The following is a 19,495-nucleotide window of genomic DNA, read 5'->3' on the forward strand; positions in this document are numbered from 1 at the left end:
AGAAACGTAAAGACCATGAGGGTATCGCGCATTATCGTTTTCGGTTGCCCCGGAGGATAAACAAGTGGGTATCCCTGCGTCTCGATTGCCTTCGAGAAACCGACTGGGAGACAGGATAATTGAGAAGTATCGGCGCTTCCGTCCACTCGATCCGAAAGGGATGAACTCGACCCGAAAATCCAGGGGAGGCGGTAATCGCCACCGGCGGCGCACCTTTGCCGATATCAGCGAAATTCGTAAATCGGCAGGAGCCGTCTAACATTACGCCGATGCGGATCGTCTCGATGCTTTCACGGTGCGCACTCGCCACCGCAATGGTGCTGTCTCTCATGTTGAGTGCCGACGCGGCCGACGCCGCAGCAGCCCCCAACCCCGGTGCCCGAGTCACAGCGAACGCCGACGGTCTCGCGCTCGACGGGAATCCCTGGTGGCCGACCGGATTCAACGCCTACCAGCTTGCGACCGATTGGTCGGTCAACGCGGGCTGCGGAGCAATGGTCGACCTGGACGGCTACTTCAGCGCATTGCCTCCGCATTCCCTGACGCGATTCGACGCATTCCAGGCCCTGGCAATCAACCGATTCACCGGCACACTCGACTTTCGTCCCATGGACGCGGTCTTCGCTGCGGCCGAGGCACACGGTCAGCTGCTCGTACCGGTTCTCTCGCCTCAGGACGGGGCCTGTGAAGGAAACGTGTTCAAAGGCAAGCAGTGGTACGTCGACGGTTGGACGACGCCCCCTGCCGTCCCGGGCACAACCGCCGTGACCAGCTTCCAGCAATGGATGCTCACCGCCGTGAATCGGTGGAAGGATTCACCCGCGCTGGCGGCCTGGGAATTGGTCGGTGAGCCGGAGACCAGCTCGTGCACCGACGCGGCATGCTCCTGGACCACCCGAACCTGCACCGCCGACGCAGCCCAGGTTCTGCGATCCTTCTTCGACACCGCGGGGCAGCAACTGCGCTCGGTCGATGCCCGCACACTGATCACCGCCGGTCTCACCGGCGGTGGACAGTGCGGAAGCCAGGGGGACGAGTACGAGTACCTCGCCCAGTCGCCCTTCGTCGACGTGTTGCAGTATCACGATTACGGTGCCGACGGTGTGCCGCTGCCCGGAGATCAGTGGAACGGTTTGCAGCGGCGGATCACTCAGACCGCCTCGGTCGGCAAGCCTCTGTTGGTGGGCGAGATCGGCCAACTTGCCGGTTCGTGTGGCGATATCGGGGCTCGCGCAACCAGTATCGCCACCAAGATCGCCGGTCAACGGGCCGCAGGAACTGCGGGTGCGCTGCTGTGGGCCTTCGTGCCGGACCCACGAGCCACCGTGTGCACCTACGACATCGGTCCGAACGATCCACTGTGGCAGACCATCGGGTCTTAGGGCAGCCTCGTTATCCCCAACTTCATCTGAACGTTCCTTTACTTTCGCTTTTGGGTGACAGCGTGCCGTGACATGAAGCCACTACCCTTGTTCGCCGTTCACGACGGAAGCTCCAAGCGCTCATCATTGACGTGCAAGTACAAGTGCGGTGATGCGTGCTTCCACGAGATTCCCAATACGTCGAAGGGCGAGTACTTCGGCGACATCGTCAAGACCGCGATGTCCCGGCGTGGCGTCATCAAGGGAGGAGCGATGGCGGTACTCGCCGTGGGCGCGGGCAGTGCTCTGGCGGCGTGCTCCACCGACGAGCCGGCGGCCACCGGAACCTCCACCACCTCGGGCACCGACACCCCTCCGGTCGACGGCGTGGATTTTGTTGCGGTGGAACCGAACACCGAGGACGCCGTAGTGGTACCCGAGGGCTACGAACAGGGCATCGTCATCCGCTGGGGTGACGCGGTCGTGGCAGGCGCACCGGCGTTCGACTTCGACAACCAGACGGCCGCCGCGCAGGAGAAGCAGTTCGGCTTCAACAACGACTTCGCCGGCCTTCTGCCGATCGAGGGCACACCGAACGCGCACCTGCTGGTGGTCAACCACGAGTACAGCACCGAGCCGGCCATGTTCAAGGGCTACGACGCGGAGAACCCCACCCGGGAGCAGTTCGACGTCGCCCTTGCCGCACACGGACTTTCGGTGGTACAGGTGCAGGGCGAGTCGGGCACCGGCAAGCTGACCCCGGCCATGGGGCAATACAACCGCCGCATCACCGGCACCACCGAATTCGTCGTCACCGGCCCCGCCGCGGGTAGCAACTTCCTCAAGACGAGCGTCGACCCCACCGGCACCAAGGTGTTCGGCACGTTCAACAACTGCTCGGGCGGCCTGACACCGTGGGGAACCGTGCTCTCCGGCGAAGAGAACTTCAACCAGTACTTCGGCAATGCCGAGTCGGTCACCGATCCCGTTGTGGCCGAACGGCTCTCGCGCTACGGCGTCGAGGGTGCCGCGAGCGACCGCAAGTGGGAGCGCTTCGACAAGCGCTTCGACCTGGCGCAGGAGCCGAACGAGGTGAACCGCTTCGGGTACATCGTCGAGGTGAATCCCTGGGACCCGCAGTCGACTCCCATCAAGCACACCGCCCTCGGCCGCTTCAAGCACGAGGCCGCGACGATCCACGTCACCGATGACGGCACCGTGGTCGCGTACAGCGGCGACGACGAGCGCTTCGACTACATGTACAAGTTCGTCTCCAGCCGAAAGATGATGCCCGGCACCGGCCAGGCCGCGATGCGCAACAACCTGACGCTGCTCGACGCGGGCACGCTGTACGTCGCCACCCTCACCGGGGATACTCCCGACGAGATCGACGGATCCGGCACTCTACCGTCCAACGGCGAATTCCGTGGCACCGGTACGTGGATCCCGCTGCTCGAAACCGGCGAGGACGGCCGCGGCACATCCCTCGTCGACGGTATGTCGGCCGAGGAGGTCGCGGTGTTCACCCGTCAGGCAGGCGACAAGGTGGGCGCAACCAAGATGGACCGTCCCGAGGACTTCGAGCCCAACCCGGTGACGGGCAAGGTCTACGTTGCGCTGACGAACAACTCCAACCGCGGCACCGAAGGCAAGGCTGCGGCCGACGAGGCCAACCCCCGCAACACCAACAAGAACGGTCAGGTACTCGAGCTCGACGACGACCACGCGGGCACGTCCTTCACCTGGAATCTGCTGTTGGTCTGCGGTGACCCCAACGAGGCCGACACCTACTTCGGCGGCTTCGACAAGAGCCAGGTCAGCCCCATCTCGTGCCCCGACAACCTCGCGTTCGACGCCAAGGGCAACCTGTGGGTCTCCACCGACGGCAATGCCCTCGACTCCAACGACGGCCTGTTCGCCGTCGTGCTCGACGGCGAACGTCGCGGCGAGACCCGGCAGTTCCTGACGGTCCCCGCCGGCGGCGAGACCTGCGGTCCGATCGTCACCGACGAGCGTGTCATGGTGTGTGTGCAGCACCCCGGCGAGAGCGACGACGCCACCGCCGACGCGCCGATTTCGCATTGGCCCGACGGCGGTGACACCCAACCGCGACCGTCCGTCGTCGCAGTCTGGAAATCGGCTTAGCCGTATCTGTTTCGCCTGAACCGGGGCACTTATAGTCGGCAAAAGTCGGCTGTAAGTGCCTTTCGGTGTTGTTAGGTGTCATCGAATGCCCGACGGGGATTCTGTGAATTCACAAGGTCTACGGCGATGCGCCAAAGATGGTTGACCCGTTGGTAACGGATGTGTAAACCTACGTCGATAGGCCGGTAGCTGGAACTCCATTCGCGCTGTGCGCGCAATGGAGGACGTTTCGGGGCAACGTCGATTTCCTTTCATCGCACGACGGCGTGCCGGTAACTGCTCCCTTATGTGCGCGAAGAGGCGAGTCATTGGAATCTGTTGATTCACTGACGATTCGGGAAGAAGAACTGGATCGGACGTCCATAGAAGACACCCGACCTTTTCCTCTCACCGCCGCCCAACGCGGTTTATGGTTTGCTCAACATTTGTTGAGTAATGTTCCGATCACTATCGCCAATTACCTCGATATTCACGGTGCCGTCGATCTCGATCTGATGCGTTATGCCTGCCGCCGCACAGCGCGAGAGTTCGGAGTCGGATCTCTGCGTTTGCTCAAGAAGGACGGAGAACCCCACCAATACATCGACGTCGAGCAAGGCGACGATTCGGAGACAGTGGATTTCCGCCAGGAATCCGATCCGGAGAATGCGGCGCGTGAGTGGATGCGTACCTCGTACGGCACCGCTGTCGATCTGACGAACGGTCGCCTGCTCAAGGGCGCGATGCTCCGCATCTCCGACGACCGCACGTTCTGGTACTCCCACGTCCATCACATCGTGCTCGACGGTTACGGCGCCGTTCAGTTCATGCGTCGCGTCGCGTCGATCTACACCGACGTCAGCGAGGGCCGCGAGCCCGCACCGTCCCGGGCGGGCTCGCTCGGGGAGGTCTACGCCGCCGAGGCGCAGTATCGGCAGTCCCCCCGCTTCGCCAAGGATCGTCGGTACTGGCAGAGCAAGACGACCGATCTGCCCCCGCCGCCGTCCATCACCGGCGCTCTCGCGCCGCCCGCGGCCAGGGCACACGTGCGCGGCGGGTACCTGCCGGAGACGATCGAGCGGGTACTGGACAGCGCCTCGAACCGACTCGACTCCGCCTTCGCGCCGCTCGCCATCGCCGCCGTGGCGACCTTTCTGGCTCGCATGACAGGCACCGACGACGTGGTGCTGAGCCTGCCGGTTGCCGGCCGCACGACGGCCCTGCTGCGACGTTCCGGTGGCATGGTCTCCAACGTGCTGCCCGTCCGGGTACGCATCGGCCCGCAGTGCACGCTGTCGGCGTTGGTCGAAGACGTGCAGTTGGAACTGACCGGTGCGCTGCGACACCAGCGCTATCGAGCCGAGGACATCCGCCGCGATGCCGGCGCAGGCAGTGAGACTCGCGGATTCTTCGGCCCGGCGATCAACATCATGGCTTACGAGACCGAGGTGACGTTCGGCCCGCTCACCGGCGAGTTCAACGTGCTCTCCACCGGACCGGTGGAGGATCTCTCGATCAACATCTACCCGGCGTCGGACGGAACACGCTCCCGTTTGGAGTTCGAGGGCAACCCCAACATCTACGGAGCCGAACAGTTCACCGACCTGCATCGTCGCTTCCTGACATTGTTCGAGCGCTTCCTCACGGCCGACTCCGACACACGGATTCTCGAACTCGATGTGCTCGACGCCGCCGAGCGATCGACCCTCGTCCCGCTCGTCGGGCCCGATGCAGTTGTGCCCGCACTCTTTCCAGACTTGCTGCGCCGCGGCGTGGACACTGCGGCCGACAACATCGCAGTCGAGTTCGGTGCCGAAAAGCTGACCTACCGCGAACTCGACGAACGCGCCAACGCGATTGCACGTGCCCTGATCGAGCGCGGAGCCGGGCCGGGCAGCGGGGTCGCCGTCGCACTACCTCGCGGGATCGCCTCCATCGTCGCGCTGTGGGCCGTCGCTGCGTCCGGTGCCACGTTCGTTCCGATCGATCCCGGCTACCCTCCCGAGCGCATCACCCACATGCTCGTCGACTCTGCGGTAACCATCGGGATCAGCGAACACGGGCTCTCACAGCAACTTCCGCAGCGAGTTGGCTGGCTCGACCTCGAGGACGAAGACTTTCGAGCGGAATGCGCGGGCAGATCTACTGCGCCGATCACCGACGCGCATCGACACGCGACCCTCCTCGAGGACCACGCCGCGTACATGATCTACACCTCCGGCTCCACCGGCACTCCGAAAGGTGTTCTGGTCACCCATGCCGGCTTGGCGACGTTCGCCTCGGACGCCAGGCCAGAACTGCGCGTGAATTACTCGTCACGACTACTGCGCTTCTCGTCGTCCAGTTTCGACGCGTCCCTGTTCGAGATGATCCAGGCATTCAGTGCGGGTGCGACGATGATCGTCGCCCCGCCCACCGTGATCGGCGGTGCAGAACTGACTCATTTCCTTCGTGACCATCGCGTCACCCACATCATCTGCGCACCAGCGCTGCTCACCACCGTCGACGCCACCGAGCTCGACGACCTCGACGCCGTTGTCGTCGGCGGAGACGTGATGCCGCCGGACCTGGTCGATCGGTTCGGCACGAAAGCATTGATGTTCAACAGCTACGGACCCACCGAGACCACCATCGTCGTGACGATGACACAGCCGCAGACCGATCCCCGCGCCATCACGATCGGCCGTCCCGTCCAGGGCTCACACGCAGTCGTGCTGGATCGCCGGCTGCAGCCCGTGCCGCCCGGATCGGCGGGAGAGCTCTATCTCGGCGGCCCCGGCATCGCCCGCGGCTACCACCACAGAACCGGGCTGTCGGCCGCGCGCTTCGTTGCCGACCCCTTCGGTCACGGACGGCGTCTCTACCGCACCGGAGACATCGTGCGGTGGACCGGTCCGCTGGACTCCGCCGAGCTCGAGTTCGTCGGCCGCAGCGACTTCCAGGTTCAGATCCACGGCCAACGCGTCGAACTCGGCGAAATCGATGCAGTCCTATCGCAGTTCGAGGCCGTCGACTTCGCGGTGTCGGTGGTGCACCGTCGCGGCGAGGCGTCGATCCTGGTGTCGTACGTCAAACCGGCAGACGCTCTCGATCACACGGCGCTGCGTGCCTTCGCTTCTCGATCCCTGCCCACTCACATGGTGCCCGGGGTGTTCGTCGAACTCGACGCCATACCCCTGACCCCGACCGGCAAAGTAGACCGATCCGCGCTCCCGCCACCCACCTTCGACTCCGACGCCACGGCCTACCGCGCCCCGTCGACACCGGTCGAGAGAATTCTTGCCGACGCCATGGCCGTTGTGTTGCAGCGAGACTCGGTGGGTGTGGACGAATCCTTCTTCGCACTCGGCGGAGACAGCATCATCGCCATCCAGCTGGTGGCTCGCGTGAAGTCGCTCGGAGTGGTGATCACTGCTCGTGACGTCTTCGAGCGTCGTACAGTCGCCGGGTTGGCCGAGGTCGCGACGGACGTAGCGCATCAGGTGACACTCGACGAGTTACCGGGCGTAGGCGTCGGCGATATGCCGTTGACCCCCATCATGAATCAGACGGTTCGGTCGCTGACCCGGGCCGACGGCATGGACGCGTTCCACCAGACCGTCGTACTCACCGCGCCTGCAGATCTCGAACTGGACGGTCTACGCCGGACCGTCGCCGCGATACTCGACCATCACGACGCACTGCGCTCGATACTGACCGACGACGGCCTGACGATCCGGCCGACCGGCAGTGTGGATCTCGATACTGTCGTCACCCGCGTGTCCACCACGAGCAGGCCGGGTAGTCGCGAGTTCACCTCTGTGCTGGTCGAATCCGCTCGGGTGTTCGCTGCGCGCCTTCGACCGCGTGCGGGCGTCGTGCTGCAGGTGGTCTGGGTGGCACCCGACACCGGCCACCCCGAGATCATCGACACCCATGGCATCGGTCGCATCATCGTCATCGCGCATCACCTGGTGATCGATGGCGTGTCGTGGCGCATTCTGGTTCCCGACCTGGCCGCAGCGTGGCATCAGGTGCAGTCGAAGGCCGAGGTGCAGCTGCAACCGGTGGCCACCTCGATGCGCCGGTGGGCCCATGGGTTGAGTGACGTCGCTACGCAGGTGCAGCCGGAATTGGCCGGCTGGACAGCGCTTCTCGACGGTCCGCACGATCTCATCGGTCGACGTCCACTCGATCCTTCGATCGACGTCGGTGCCACCCGCGATCAGGTCTCGGTAGAGCTCACCGCGGAGGTCACCGAGGCACTGATCGGGCCGCTCACGCGCGTCTACCGCGGCACCGTCGACGATGTCCTTCTCACCGCACTGGCGCTGGCCGTCTGGTCCGAGCGTCCATCGTCGTTCCTGGTGTCGGTCGAAAGTCACGGCCGCGACGAGGATCTGGTACCCGGTGCCGATCTGTCTCGAACGGTCGGCTGGTTCACGTCCTCCCATCCGGTACGCCTGTGCCTGGACGGTATCGATACCGAGCGTGTCCTGGCCGGTGAGATGTCGGCCTCCGATTCCGTAAAGCGCATCAAGGAGCAGATCCGCGCAATACCGGGTGCGGGCTCGGGGTTCGGCTTACTGCGGTACCTGAACGACGACACCAGCGCCGTCCTCGCCGAAAGCCATTCTCCGCAGATCTGTTTCAACTATCTGGGACGCATCGCCACCGACATTCCCGACGCCTTGCGCGGGCGGGGCTGGATCCCGGACGCGTCGATGGACATCGGGTCGGGGAGTGGTGATCGGCTGCCGGTCACGGTCGCACTCGACATCAATGCGGTGGTCCTCAACGATCGGTTGCAGGCCACGTTCGCGTTCCCCCGTGGGGTGCTCGACCGCGCGGAGGTCGACAGGCTGGCCGATCGATGGACGGCAGCGCTGGCCCGCCTGGCCGAGCATGCATCCGCACCGGATGCGGGTGGACTGACGCCGAGCGATGTGTCGCTGGTGAATGTCGATCAGAACCAGATAGATCGATGGGAGGGCGCTCACGGCGCACTCGACGACATCTGGCCACTGGCCCCGCTTCAGCACGGACTGATGTTCCACTCCGAGCTCACCCGCGGGCACGTCGACGTCTACACCGCCCAGCTGGTGTTCGAGCTCGGGGGCGAGATCGACGGGGCACGACTGCAGCGCGCGGCACGCAGACTGCTCGCCCGCCACGACAGCCTGCGCACGGCCTTCGTTCGTGACAACCGGGGAACCGCGGCGGCGCTGGTCCTCACCGATCCCGAACTACCCTGGCGCACAATCGATGCCGAGACCACCGAAGTGCCCACCATTGCCCATGCCGAACGCACCACGCGATTCGACCTGGACGCACCACCGTTGCTGCGGTTCGTACTGGTCAACACCGAGGACGGCGCATCGCTCGTGGTCACCAACCACCACATCCTCTTCGATGGCTGGTCGATGCCGATCTTCGTCAAGGAACTGCTGGTGCTCTACGCCGCCGACGGTCCCATTCCGATTCCGGCCAGGACGTACCGGGACTACGTGAAGTGGCTCGACGAGCGCGATCACACCGGTGCACTGGACAAGTGGGCCGATGCCTTGGCGGGGGTCGAAGAACCGTCACTGCTCGCTCCCGGCCACGGAGCGGACCATGAGATACCCGCCGAGCTGGCGGTGCCCCTGGCCGACGCCTCCGTGATTGCCCTCGAAGCCGCCGCTCGGGACCTCTCGGTCACCGTCAACACCGTCGTGCAGGCAGCGTGGGCTCTGGTGCTCGCCGCCGAGCTCGGGCGCGACGACGTCGTGTTCGGTGCGACCGTCTCGGGTAGGCCCGCCGATCTGACCGGCGTCGAGGACACGCTCGGGCTGTTCATCAACACCCTCCCGGTCCGGGTTCGTGTGCACCGAGACGACACCGTCGCAACACTGCTCACCCGAGTACAGGCCCAGAGCGTGGACCTGCTGGACAGTCATCACGTGGGGTTGCCCGAGGTCCGCTCGCGAGTGGGTGCCGGCGCCGGATTCGACACGCTGACCGTCTTCGAGTCCTACCCAGTGGACCGTTCGGCACTCGATCAACACACCGACATCGCCGGGCTCAGGGTGCGTGACCTGCGAGTCACCGACGCCACCCACTATCCTCTGACGCTGATCACCGTCCTCGAGCCGACGGTGCGCATGACGCTGAAATATACTGCCGGAACCATCGATCCGTCTCGAGCGGCGTCGATCGTCGAGCGCTTCCGCCGGGCCCTGAACGGACTCACCGGCGATCCACGGCGCCCGGTAGCGCAACTCGACCTGCTCTCCGAGAACGAGCATGCGCGTCGAGCAGCCTGGAATCGCACAGAGCACCCGGTGGCCGCGCTCACCCTCGTCGACCTGCTCGCTGCCGCGGCGGACGAACACGCTGCCGAGACCGCAGCGGTGTTCGAGGGGAAGAGCCTGACGTACGCGAACTTCTGGGCCCGGGTGCGGTGCTTGGCTCGCTACCTACGCAGTATCGGAATCGGACCCGACGACGTGGTGGGTGTGGCGATGGCGCGCTCGCTCGATCAGCTCGTCGCGGTCCACGCTGTCGTGGCTGCAGGCGGTGCCTACCTGCCCATCGACCCGTCGATGCCGTGCACCCGCATCGAACACCTGATCACCACCGCGTCACCGTCGCTGATTCTCGGTGCACTGGTGGATGTTCCGGTCGACGTGGTCGACCTCGAGTCAATGGATCTGAGCGGCTTCAGCACCGCGCCCCTCGATCCGCTGCCCGAGCTGTTGCCGGACCACGCTGTCTACGTTCTGTTCACCTCCGGCTCGACAGGAAAGCCCAAGGGCGTCACGGTCTCCCACCGCGCGATCGTCAACCGGCTGCTGTGGATGCAGCACGAGTATCCGCTGACGCCCCACGACGTCGTGCTGCACAAAACTCCGGCCACGTTCGATGTCTCGGTGTGGGAATTGTTCTGGCCGCTTCTCGTCGGTGCCACGACGATCATCGCCGAACCCGACGGCCATCGTGACCCGATGTATCTGTCGGGTCTGATACGCGAACATGGCGTCACAACAATACATTTCGTACCCTCCATGCTGGAGTTGTTTCTCACGTACGGCACTCCCGAGCAGTGCACCTCCCTGCGGCAGGTATTCGCCAGCGGTGAGGCGTTGCCCCGGGCCATCGTCGACCGGTACCACGGGGCAATCGACGCCGAGCTGCACAATCTCTACGGACCGACCGAGGCTGCCGTCGATGTCACCTACCATCGCACCCGAGCCGGCGAAGGAGGCCCTGTCCCGATCGGCGCACCGGTCTGGAACACCACCGTCCACGTTCTGAATTCACTGTTGACACCCGTGCCTGTGGGCGTCACCGGCGAGCTCTATCTGGGCGGAGTACAGCTGGCCCGCGGTTACGCCGCGCGGCCGGACCTGACGGCCGCCCGCTTCGTCGCCGCGGACTCGGGACGCCGGCTGTACCGCACCGGCGACCTCGTTCGGTGGTCCGAGGACGGATCTCTGCAATATCTGGGCCGCAACGACTTCCAAGTCAAGCTCCGTGGCCAGCGTCTCGAGCTCGGCGAGGTCGAATCGGCCCTGCTCGCGGTCGACGGTGTGCACTCGGCCGTTGCCGTCGTGCGCTCGGACCGCCTCGTCGCCTACATCGTGGGCACCGCGGACACCGAAGCCGTGACGGCGCACGCGGCACGCACCCTTCCCGACTACATGGTGCCGTCGACCATCGTCGTGCTCGACGCGATGCCGCTCGGTATCACCGGAAAGCTCGACCGCACCGCACTTCCGGACCCACTGGTGTCGCCCGAGAGTGTCGTGGCACCGTCGGGAGAGTCCGAAGAGGCAGTGGCACTGATCTTTTCCGACGTGCTCGACGCCGAGCGCGTGAGCGTCACCCGGTCGTGGTTCGCCCTCGGTGGCGATTCGCTCACCGCCACCCAGCTGATCGCGCGGATCAATGCGGAACTCGACTCCGACCTCGGCGTCCGAGACCTGTTCGAGGCCCCGACCGTCCGTCTGCTGGCGACCCGTCTGAGACGTGGCGTCGGCAGCCACGGCATCGTCGTCGGACCTCGACCGGACCGGATTCCGTTGTCGCCGGCCCAGCACCGGATGTGGCTGCTCAACCGATTCGATCCGTCGTCCGGGGCGTACAACATCGCGGCCGCCTTCCGCGTCGTCGGTGCCCTCGACGTCGACGCACTGCGCACCGGTCTGATCGACGTCGTCGAACGCCACGAAATTCTGCGTACCGTCTACCCCGACGGCCCGAACGGGCCCCAACAGGTCGTCACCTCGCAGTACCCGGACGTCACCGTCGCCCGGACCACCGAGCCGCTGCTCGACGGAGCCCTGTACGCAGTTGCAGCGCGAGGATTCGACGTGACCGTTGCTCCGCCGCTGCGCGTGGCGGTACTCGAAATGTCGCACGAGGACCACGTACTCGTCGTGGTAGCGCACCACATCGCCGCCGACGGGTGGTCGATGAACCCACTGGCTCGCGATGTCATGATCGCCTACGGATCCCGTGCCGCCGGCCACGCCCCGCAATGGACGCCGCTGCCGGTGCAGTACGCCGATTACGCGCTGTGGACCCTGGGCCGTCTCGGTGCCGAGGAGGATCCTGATTCGATTGCGTCCCAACAGATCCGATACTGGACTGCCGCACTGGAGGGTGTGCCCGAGCGACTCGCGTTGCCGACCGATCGGCCCCACCCCCCGGTGGCGTCCCATCGCGGGGGCCGACTGTCGATCGATCTGGAACCGGGCACCGTCGCGGCAATGACCTCGATGGCCGAACGCACCGGAACGACACGGTTCATGATCGCGCACGCGGCACTCGCCGTGGCACTCGCCCGCATTTCGGGTGCCCGCGATATCACCATCGGCACTCCGGTGGCCGGCCGCGGGCAACGCGAACTGGACGACCTCGTCGGAATGTTCGTCGGAACTCTGGTGTTACGCTCGCAGATCGAGCCGTCCGACACGTTCACCGACGTCCTGGGCGCGGTGCGCGAGCGTGATCTCGACGCCTACGCCAACGCCGACATCCCCTTCGAGCGACTGGTCGAGATCCTCCAACCCCCACGTTCGACGGCGTATCACCCGCTGTTCCAGGTGATGCTGTCGATCGAGGATGCGTCGCCACCGGCGGTGGAGCTGCCGAACCTGTCGGTTCGCCCCCTCGATACCGCGCACGTGGCGGCCAAGTTCGACCTGCACGTCACCGTCTCGTTTTCATCGGACGCAGCCTCCTGGTCGTCACCTGAGACCGCATCGATCGAGTTCGTCTATGCCACAGATGTATTCGATGCCGATACCGTGGCCGGGACAGCCGAGCGGTATCGCACGATACTCACGGCGGCGCTCGCGGATCCCGATCTCCCGGTCGGAGACATTCCGGTTCTCTTCGCCGATGAGCCACAGCGGCTGCAGGGCGCGCCCGCGCTGGCTCATCGCACCCTGCCGGATCTACTGGCGGGGGCCGTCATGAGTGCAGGCGGCAGCGCTCTCGCCGTCGAGGCAGGCGGAGTCCGGTGGACCTACTCCGAGCTCGACGACGCGGCGACCGTGCTGTCGCGCAGGCTGATTCGACGCGGCGTCGGGCCGGAGCAGTACGTGGCAGTCGCACTGCGTCGCGGCCTGTCCTCGATACTCGCAACCTGGGCCGTGGCCAAGACCGGCGCCGCGTTCGTTCCGATCGACCCCACCTATCCAGCGGAGCGCCTCGCGTACATGCTCGCAGATTCCGCTGTGGTACTGGGGATCACGGATGATCGGCATCTCGGATCTCTGCCGAACGGACCCACCTGGATGTCCATCGACGATGCGGCCGACGTCGACTCGGACTGCACGCCGGTGGGCGACCTGGACCGAACCGAGATGCTCCGATCGGATCATCCCGCCTACATGATCTACACCTCGGGCACCACCGGGCAACCGAAGGGGGTCGTCGTCTCGCACCGCGGACTGGTGAATCTGGTGGCCGACCTGGTAGATCGCTTCGAACTCGACAACTCCTCACGCACTCTGCATTTCGCATCACCGAGTTTCGATGCCTCGGTGCTGGAACTGTTGTTGGCCGTCGGCGCGGGATCGGCGATGGTGATCGCCGACGCCGACGTACTCGGTGGGGTCGAACTCGCTGCAGCGTTGCAACGCGTCACCCACGCCTTCGTGACCCCTGCAGCATTGGCCACCGTTGACCCCGCCGATGTTCCGGAGACAACCACGATCGTCGTCGGCGGCGAGGCCTGCCCACCAGCTCTCGCGGACGCGTGGTCCGCACGCCTGCGGATGTTCAACGGGTACGGACCCACCGAAACCACCATCTTCGCCACGATCGACGGACCGCTCGAGCCAGGGGCTCCAGTGTCGATCGGGAGCCCGGTTCGAGGCGTCGAATCGGTGATTCTCGACGACCGCCTGCATCCGGTGCCCACCGGAACCATCGGGGAGCTCTACCTCACCGGAGACGGCCTGGCACGCGGCTACCACCGCCGATTCGGTCTCACAGCAACACGTTTCGTCGCCGACCACCGCGGCCGGAGGCTGTATCGCACCGGCGACCTCGTTCGCCGTCCAAAAATCCGGTACGAGTACATCGGCCGACGCGACGCTCAGGTGAAGGTCCGCGGATTCCGGATCGAACTCGGCGAGATCGACGCGGTACTGACCACCTACGACGGCGTCTCGCAGTCGGTGAGCGCCGTGATCGGTTCCCAGGTGGTCGGATACGTCGTCCCCGCGGTCGGTCGGGTGCTGGACCCCGAGCTGATTCGACAACACTCGCGCCGCTTCCTGCCCACTCACATGGTGCCGCAGGCGATCATGATCCTGGAGGCTCTGCCGCGGACCGGCCCGGGAAAGATCGACCGGGCGGCACTGCCGGCACCGACTGTCTCGCCACGGGTCTTCGTCGAGCCCGCGACTGCCACCGAGCGCATCGTTGCCGACGCCTTCGCCGTGGTCCTCGATGGGCCATCCGTCGGTGCCGGGGACGACTTCTTCGCCCTCGGCGGTACGTCGCTCTCGGCCACCCGGGTGATCGCGCACATCAACGACGCCGCAGGAACCGCGCTGCCGGTCCGCGCGCTGTTCGAGTCGACGACGGTGCGGTCGTTGGCCGTGGCGGTCGACTCCGCCGAGCGCTCAGCGTTGCCGCGTCTGGTCGCCGGTCCGCGGCCGTCGGTCGTCCCACTGTCGTTCGCGCAGATGCGAATGTGGTTGCTCAATCGGTTCGATCCGACGTCGGCGGCGTACAACATCGCCTTTGCAGTGCAGTTGAACGGCACCGTCGACCACGAGGCGTTGCAACTCGCCGTCGACGATGTGCTGGCCCGACACGAGTCGTTGCGAACCTACTTCCCAGTGGTCGACGGGGATCCCGCACAGGTGATCGCCCGGAACGTGGCACTCGACCTGTGCCCGGTGGACGTCGACGACAGCGAGATGCTGGCCCGAGTGGCTGCGGTGATCGGCCGCGGATTCGACGTCACCGACGGTGTGCCGTTGCGCGGTGCGTTGCTGCGGACCGGGCCGAGCGCGCACGTTCTCGTCCTGGTCGTGCACCACATCAGCGCCGACGGTCTGTCGATGACTCCCTTGGCACGCGACGTCGCACTGGCCTACGGGGCGCGGTCCCACGGCACTCCACCGCAGTGGACTCCGCTTCCGGTGCAGTATGCCGACTTCGCCGTGTGGCAGCGACAGGCATTGGGCAGCGCCGAGGACCCTACTTCGGTGCTGGCACAACAGATTCGGTACTGGACGCAGACATTGGCCGACCTGCCCGCGGTGCTCGAACTTCCGACCGACCGACCCCGGCCGGCGGTGGCATCCAAACGTGGACGCGCCGTGCAGTTCTCGTTCTCCGAGCAGACCACTGCGGGCGTGCGCTCACTCGCGAGGTCGACCGGATCCTCGGTCTTCATGGTGCTGCACGCGGCGTACGGTGCGCTGTTGGCCCGGCTGACCGGAAGCACCGACATCCCTGTCGGCACCCCGGTGTCGGGCCGCGGATCGGGTGCACTGGACGACGTTGTCGGCATGTTCGTCAACACCCTCGTGTTGCGCCTCGACGTCGACCCGAGTCGATCGTTCACCGAACTCGTTGCGCAGACCCGCACCGTCGATCTGGCCGCGATGGAACACTCCGACGTTCCGTTCGAGCGAGTGGTCGAGGCGGTGGCCCCGGCTCGCTCGACCGCGCATTCCCCGCTGTTCCAGGCCTTGATCGCACTGGAGACCGAGCGGCCAAATGACATGCAATTGCCCGGGCTCGAGATCACGCCGTTCCCGTACGAATCGGAGGTCACTCGCTTCGATCTGGCATTGACCGTCACCGATTCCGACCGGCTGGGCGGATCGCTGCGCTACGCAACCGATCTGTTCGACGAGGCCACCGCTGGGCGGTTCATGGACGAGTTCACCGCTCTGCTCGACGCGGCACTGGCCGATCCGTCGGCACCGATCGGAGATCTCGCCCCGTGCCAGGACGCCGTGCTCATCGGCCCGGTGGACGTCCCGGCCCGCACCCTCGGTCAACTGATCGACGATGCCGTGGCTGCTCGACCCGATGCAGTTGCCCTGCGCTGGAACGGGATCGACTACACGTACCGCCAGGCGGACGCGTACGCGAATCGGTTGGCTCGCGTTCTGCTGGGGTACGGGGTCGGTCCCGAGACCGTGGTGGCCGTCGCCCTCCCTCGATCGGCGGAATCGGTTCTGTGCACCTGGGCCGTCACGCGAACCGGTGCGGCGTACCTACCGGTCGATCCCGCCTATCCTGCTGAGCGCATCGCGCACATGATCGCCGATTCCGGTGCCGTGCTCGGGTTGACGTCGTCGACGGCCCGACGCGGCCTGCCGTCGGAGGTGCCGTGGGTGGAACTCGACGATCCCGCGACGATCGCCGAGCTCGACCTGGCACCCGAGTCGGCCATCGAAGCAGCCGAACTGTTCGGCCCGGTGTCGGCTTCCACCGCCGCGTACGTCATCTACACCTCCGGCTCCACCGGCCGACCGAAGGGCGTCGTGGTGAGCCACCGGGGACTGGCGAACCTGGCCGCGTCCCGCAAGGAGCTGCATCGCGTCGAAACGTCGTCTCGGTTCCTGCACAACACTTCTCCGAGCTTCGACATGGCCGTCGGCGAGATGATCTCTGCACTGTCTGCCGCCGCGACGCTCGTCGTCTCCCCGCCGGCAATTCTGGGTGGCGCGGAGCTGGCCACATTCATCCGCGACGAGCAGATCACCCATGCGTTGATGACGCCCTCGGCACTGTCGACCCTCGATCCGGAGGGACTCGGGTGCCTCGAGGTGCTGTGCGTCGGTGGTGAGGCGTGCAGCGCCGAACTGGTGGCGAAGTGGAGCCCAGGGCGGCTGATGCTCAACGGGTACGGGCCCACCGAGGCCACCGACATCTCGACGCTCGGTGAGGTTCGCCCCGGCGAGCCGATCACGCTGGGCCGGCCACTGCACGGGCTACGCGCGATGGTGCTCGACGCGCGTTTGCGTCCCGTGCCGGTCGGAGTGCGCGGAGAGTTGTACGTCGCCGGGCCCGCTGTGGCACGCGGCTACCATCGCCGATCCGGCTTGACCGCAACACGATTCGTTGCCGACCCACTGAACCCGGGAACTCGGATGTACCGCACCGGCGACCTGGTGCGGCGCACCGTCGACGGTCGACTGCTCTACAGCGGCCGCGCCGATCAGCAGGTGAAGGTTCGCGGCTTCCGCATCGAACCGGGAGAGATCGACGCTGCGCTGACCACGCACACCGACGTCGATGTCGCGGTGACGCTCGCAGTGCCGGGCCCCGCTGGGGAGCAGACATTGGTCTCGTACGTCACCGGCACCGCGGCACCCGAGGCCGTCCGCGAGCATGCGCGACGATTGCTGCCCGCGCACATGGTGCCGTCTGCCGTGACGGTCATCGACCAGGTTCCTCGCACCGGAACCGGGAAGCTCGATGTCGCCGCGCTCCCGGCACCGGTGTTCGGTACCACCGGCTACCGACCCGCCCGGACGGCGGCCGAGATCGCGGTGGTCGAGGCCTTCGAGTCCGTGTTGGAGACACGACGAATAGGACTGGACGACAACTTCTTCGACCTCGGGGGCAGCTCACTGTCCGCGATGCGTGTCATCGGCGAGCTTCGAGCGCGCTCCTACGACATTGGCATGCAGTCGCTACTGATGGATGCATCGGTGACGGCAGTCTCCGAGCGGATCTCGTCCGATTCGGTCGACGCCGAGGAGCTGGCCGTACTGCTGCCGCTTCGGGAGTCCGGCGAGGGCGCTCCACTGTTCGGTATCCATCCGATCCTCGGATTGTCTTGGTGCTACACCGGATTGGGTAGCTACATCGACAATCCACTGTACGGTCTGCAAACTCCTACACCGAAGGAACTGCCGACCACGCTGGCGCAGTTGGCTTCTCGCTACATCGACGAGGTCATCCGCGTTGCACCCGATGGCCCGGTGCACCTACTCGGGTGGTCGCTGGGCGGCGTCATCGCGCACGAGATGGCGGCGCAGTTGGCCGCGTCCGGCCGAACCGTGGCCTCGCTGACGCTGCTCGATGCCCACCACGGAGATCGGGGCGAGTGGGCCGAGGCGATTCCGGTGGCGGATCTGATGTCGGGGCTCGGGCTCGATCTCGCGGTGCCCGACGGTCAGGTCGTCTCTCTCGACACCGCAGGCGAACTGCTCGACTCCGTCGACACCGGTGGCATCCTCGGCCGCGCCGACATCGAGCGACTCATCGGCGCAGCGAAGCACAATCACGCACTGCTGCAACGACATCGGCCGAGCGTCTATCCGGGTGATGTCCTGTACGTCGCGGCCGGACTGGACGACGGTGACGGCGTCGGACAGTGGTATCCGCATGTCGCGGGTTCCACCACGGTCGTCTCCGCACAGGCCACGCACTGGCAGATGTGCGCACCCGCCACACTCGCTGCCATCGGTCCGCGGATCGCCCACGAACTTCGCTCCACCGAGAAGAGAGAAATGACGAATCGATGAAAGCTCCATTCCCGACGGCCACCGTCCGCCGCCTCGCGGTGATGACACTGGCAGTCGGATTGCTGTTCGGCCTGCCCGCGGTAGCAACGGCAGATCCGGTGACACCTGCGGCCGAGCAGGACCGAGGGCCGGTGGGAACCGTCCGAGGAATCGACAAGATCGACGACGTCCGTTCGGATGTGCTCGTCTACTCGCCGTCGATGAACGCCGACATCAAGATTCAGGTGATCCGGCCCGCCGACTCGTCGGTGCCGCGGCCGACGCTGTACATGCTCAACGGTGCCGGCGCAGGTGTCGACGGTGCCAACTGGTTGGCCAAGACCGACATCGTGGACTTCTTCGCGGACAAGAACGTCAACGTCGCCATGCCCGTCGGTGGGTACCTGAGCTATTACACCGATTGGGAGCGCGACGACCCGAAGCTCGGTCGCAACAAGTGGCAGACGTTTCTCACCCACGAGCTACCGCCGGTGCTCGACGAGGCGTTGGGGGCCAACGGCGTCAATTCCATCGGTGGGCTCTCGATGTCAGCGGGATCGGTGCTCGATCTCGCGATCCAGGCTCCCGGACTGTACCGAGGCGTGGCGTCGTACAGCGGATGCGCGCAGACCAGTGATCCGGTGACTCGCAGCTTCATTCGTGCGTTGGTACAGCTACGCGGTGGCGGCAACACCGACAACATGTGGGGACCCGACGGTGATCCGCGTTGGGTGGAACACGACCCACTCGTCAACGCCGAGAAACTCCGCGGACTCGATCTGTTCGTCTCCAATGCCAGCGGGCTGCCCGGGCCCTACGAGGTGCCCGGCAACGTCCGCCCGGCCGGTTCGCCGCCGCTGGCCGACCAGGTGGTGCTCGGTGGTCTCATCGAGGCCGGAGCCAACGCCTGTGCTCACAATCTGGTGAACCGACTCGGCGAACTGGGCATCCCCGTCACCACGAATTTCCCTGCGGCCGGGACTCATTCGTGGCAGTACTGGCAGGACGCACTGAGGGCATCGTGGCCGACACTGGAGCGGTCGCTGAGCTAGC

4 protein-coding genes are annotated in these 19,495 nt (G+C 65.8%); all 4 read left to right on the plus strand.

Annotated features, from left to right (window positions below; genetic code table 11):
- Positions 1 to 269: 269 nt before the first annotated feature.
- The gene (locus ACQR3T_RS10045; protein ID WP_428693293.1) at positions 270 to 1,382 is read left to right on the plus strand and encodes a beta-mannosidase; all 1,113 of its coding nucleotides are present in this window, start codon (positions 270 to 272) and stop codon (positions 1,380 to 1,382) included.
- A 72-nt stretch (positions 1,383 to 1,454) separates the two neighbouring features.
- Complete coding sequence (locus tag ACQR3T_RS10050) at positions 1,455 to 3,506, plus strand: PhoX family protein (protein WP_428693294.1); 2,052 nt, start codon at positions 1,455 to 1,457, stop codon at positions 3,504 to 3,506.
- Positions 3,507 to 3,814: 308 nt separating this feature from the next.
- Positions 3,815 to 18,463 carry an amino acid adenylation domain-containing protein gene (locus tag ACQR3T_RS10055; RefSeq protein WP_428693295.1) on the plus strand — a complete coding sequence of 4,883 codons (14,649 nt, stop codon included), beginning with the start codon at positions 3,815 to 3,817 and terminating at the stop codon, positions 18,461 to 18,463.
- The gene (locus tag ACQR3T_RS10060) at positions 18,460 to 19,494 is read left to right on the plus strand and encodes an alpha/beta hydrolase (RefSeq protein WP_428693296.1); all 1,035 of its coding nucleotides are present in this window, start codon (positions 18,460 to 18,462) and stop codon (positions 19,492 to 19,494) included. Before ACQR3T_RS10055 ends, ACQR3T_RS10060 begins: the two co-directional genes overlap by 4 nt.
- Position 19,495: the final 1 nt, after the last annotated feature.

Origin of the sequence: Rhodococcus sp. IEGM1428, from assembly GCF_050321865.1 — a bacterium.
GTDB lineage: Bacteria > Actinomycetota > Actinomycetes > Mycobacteriales > Mycobacteriaceae > Rhodococcoides.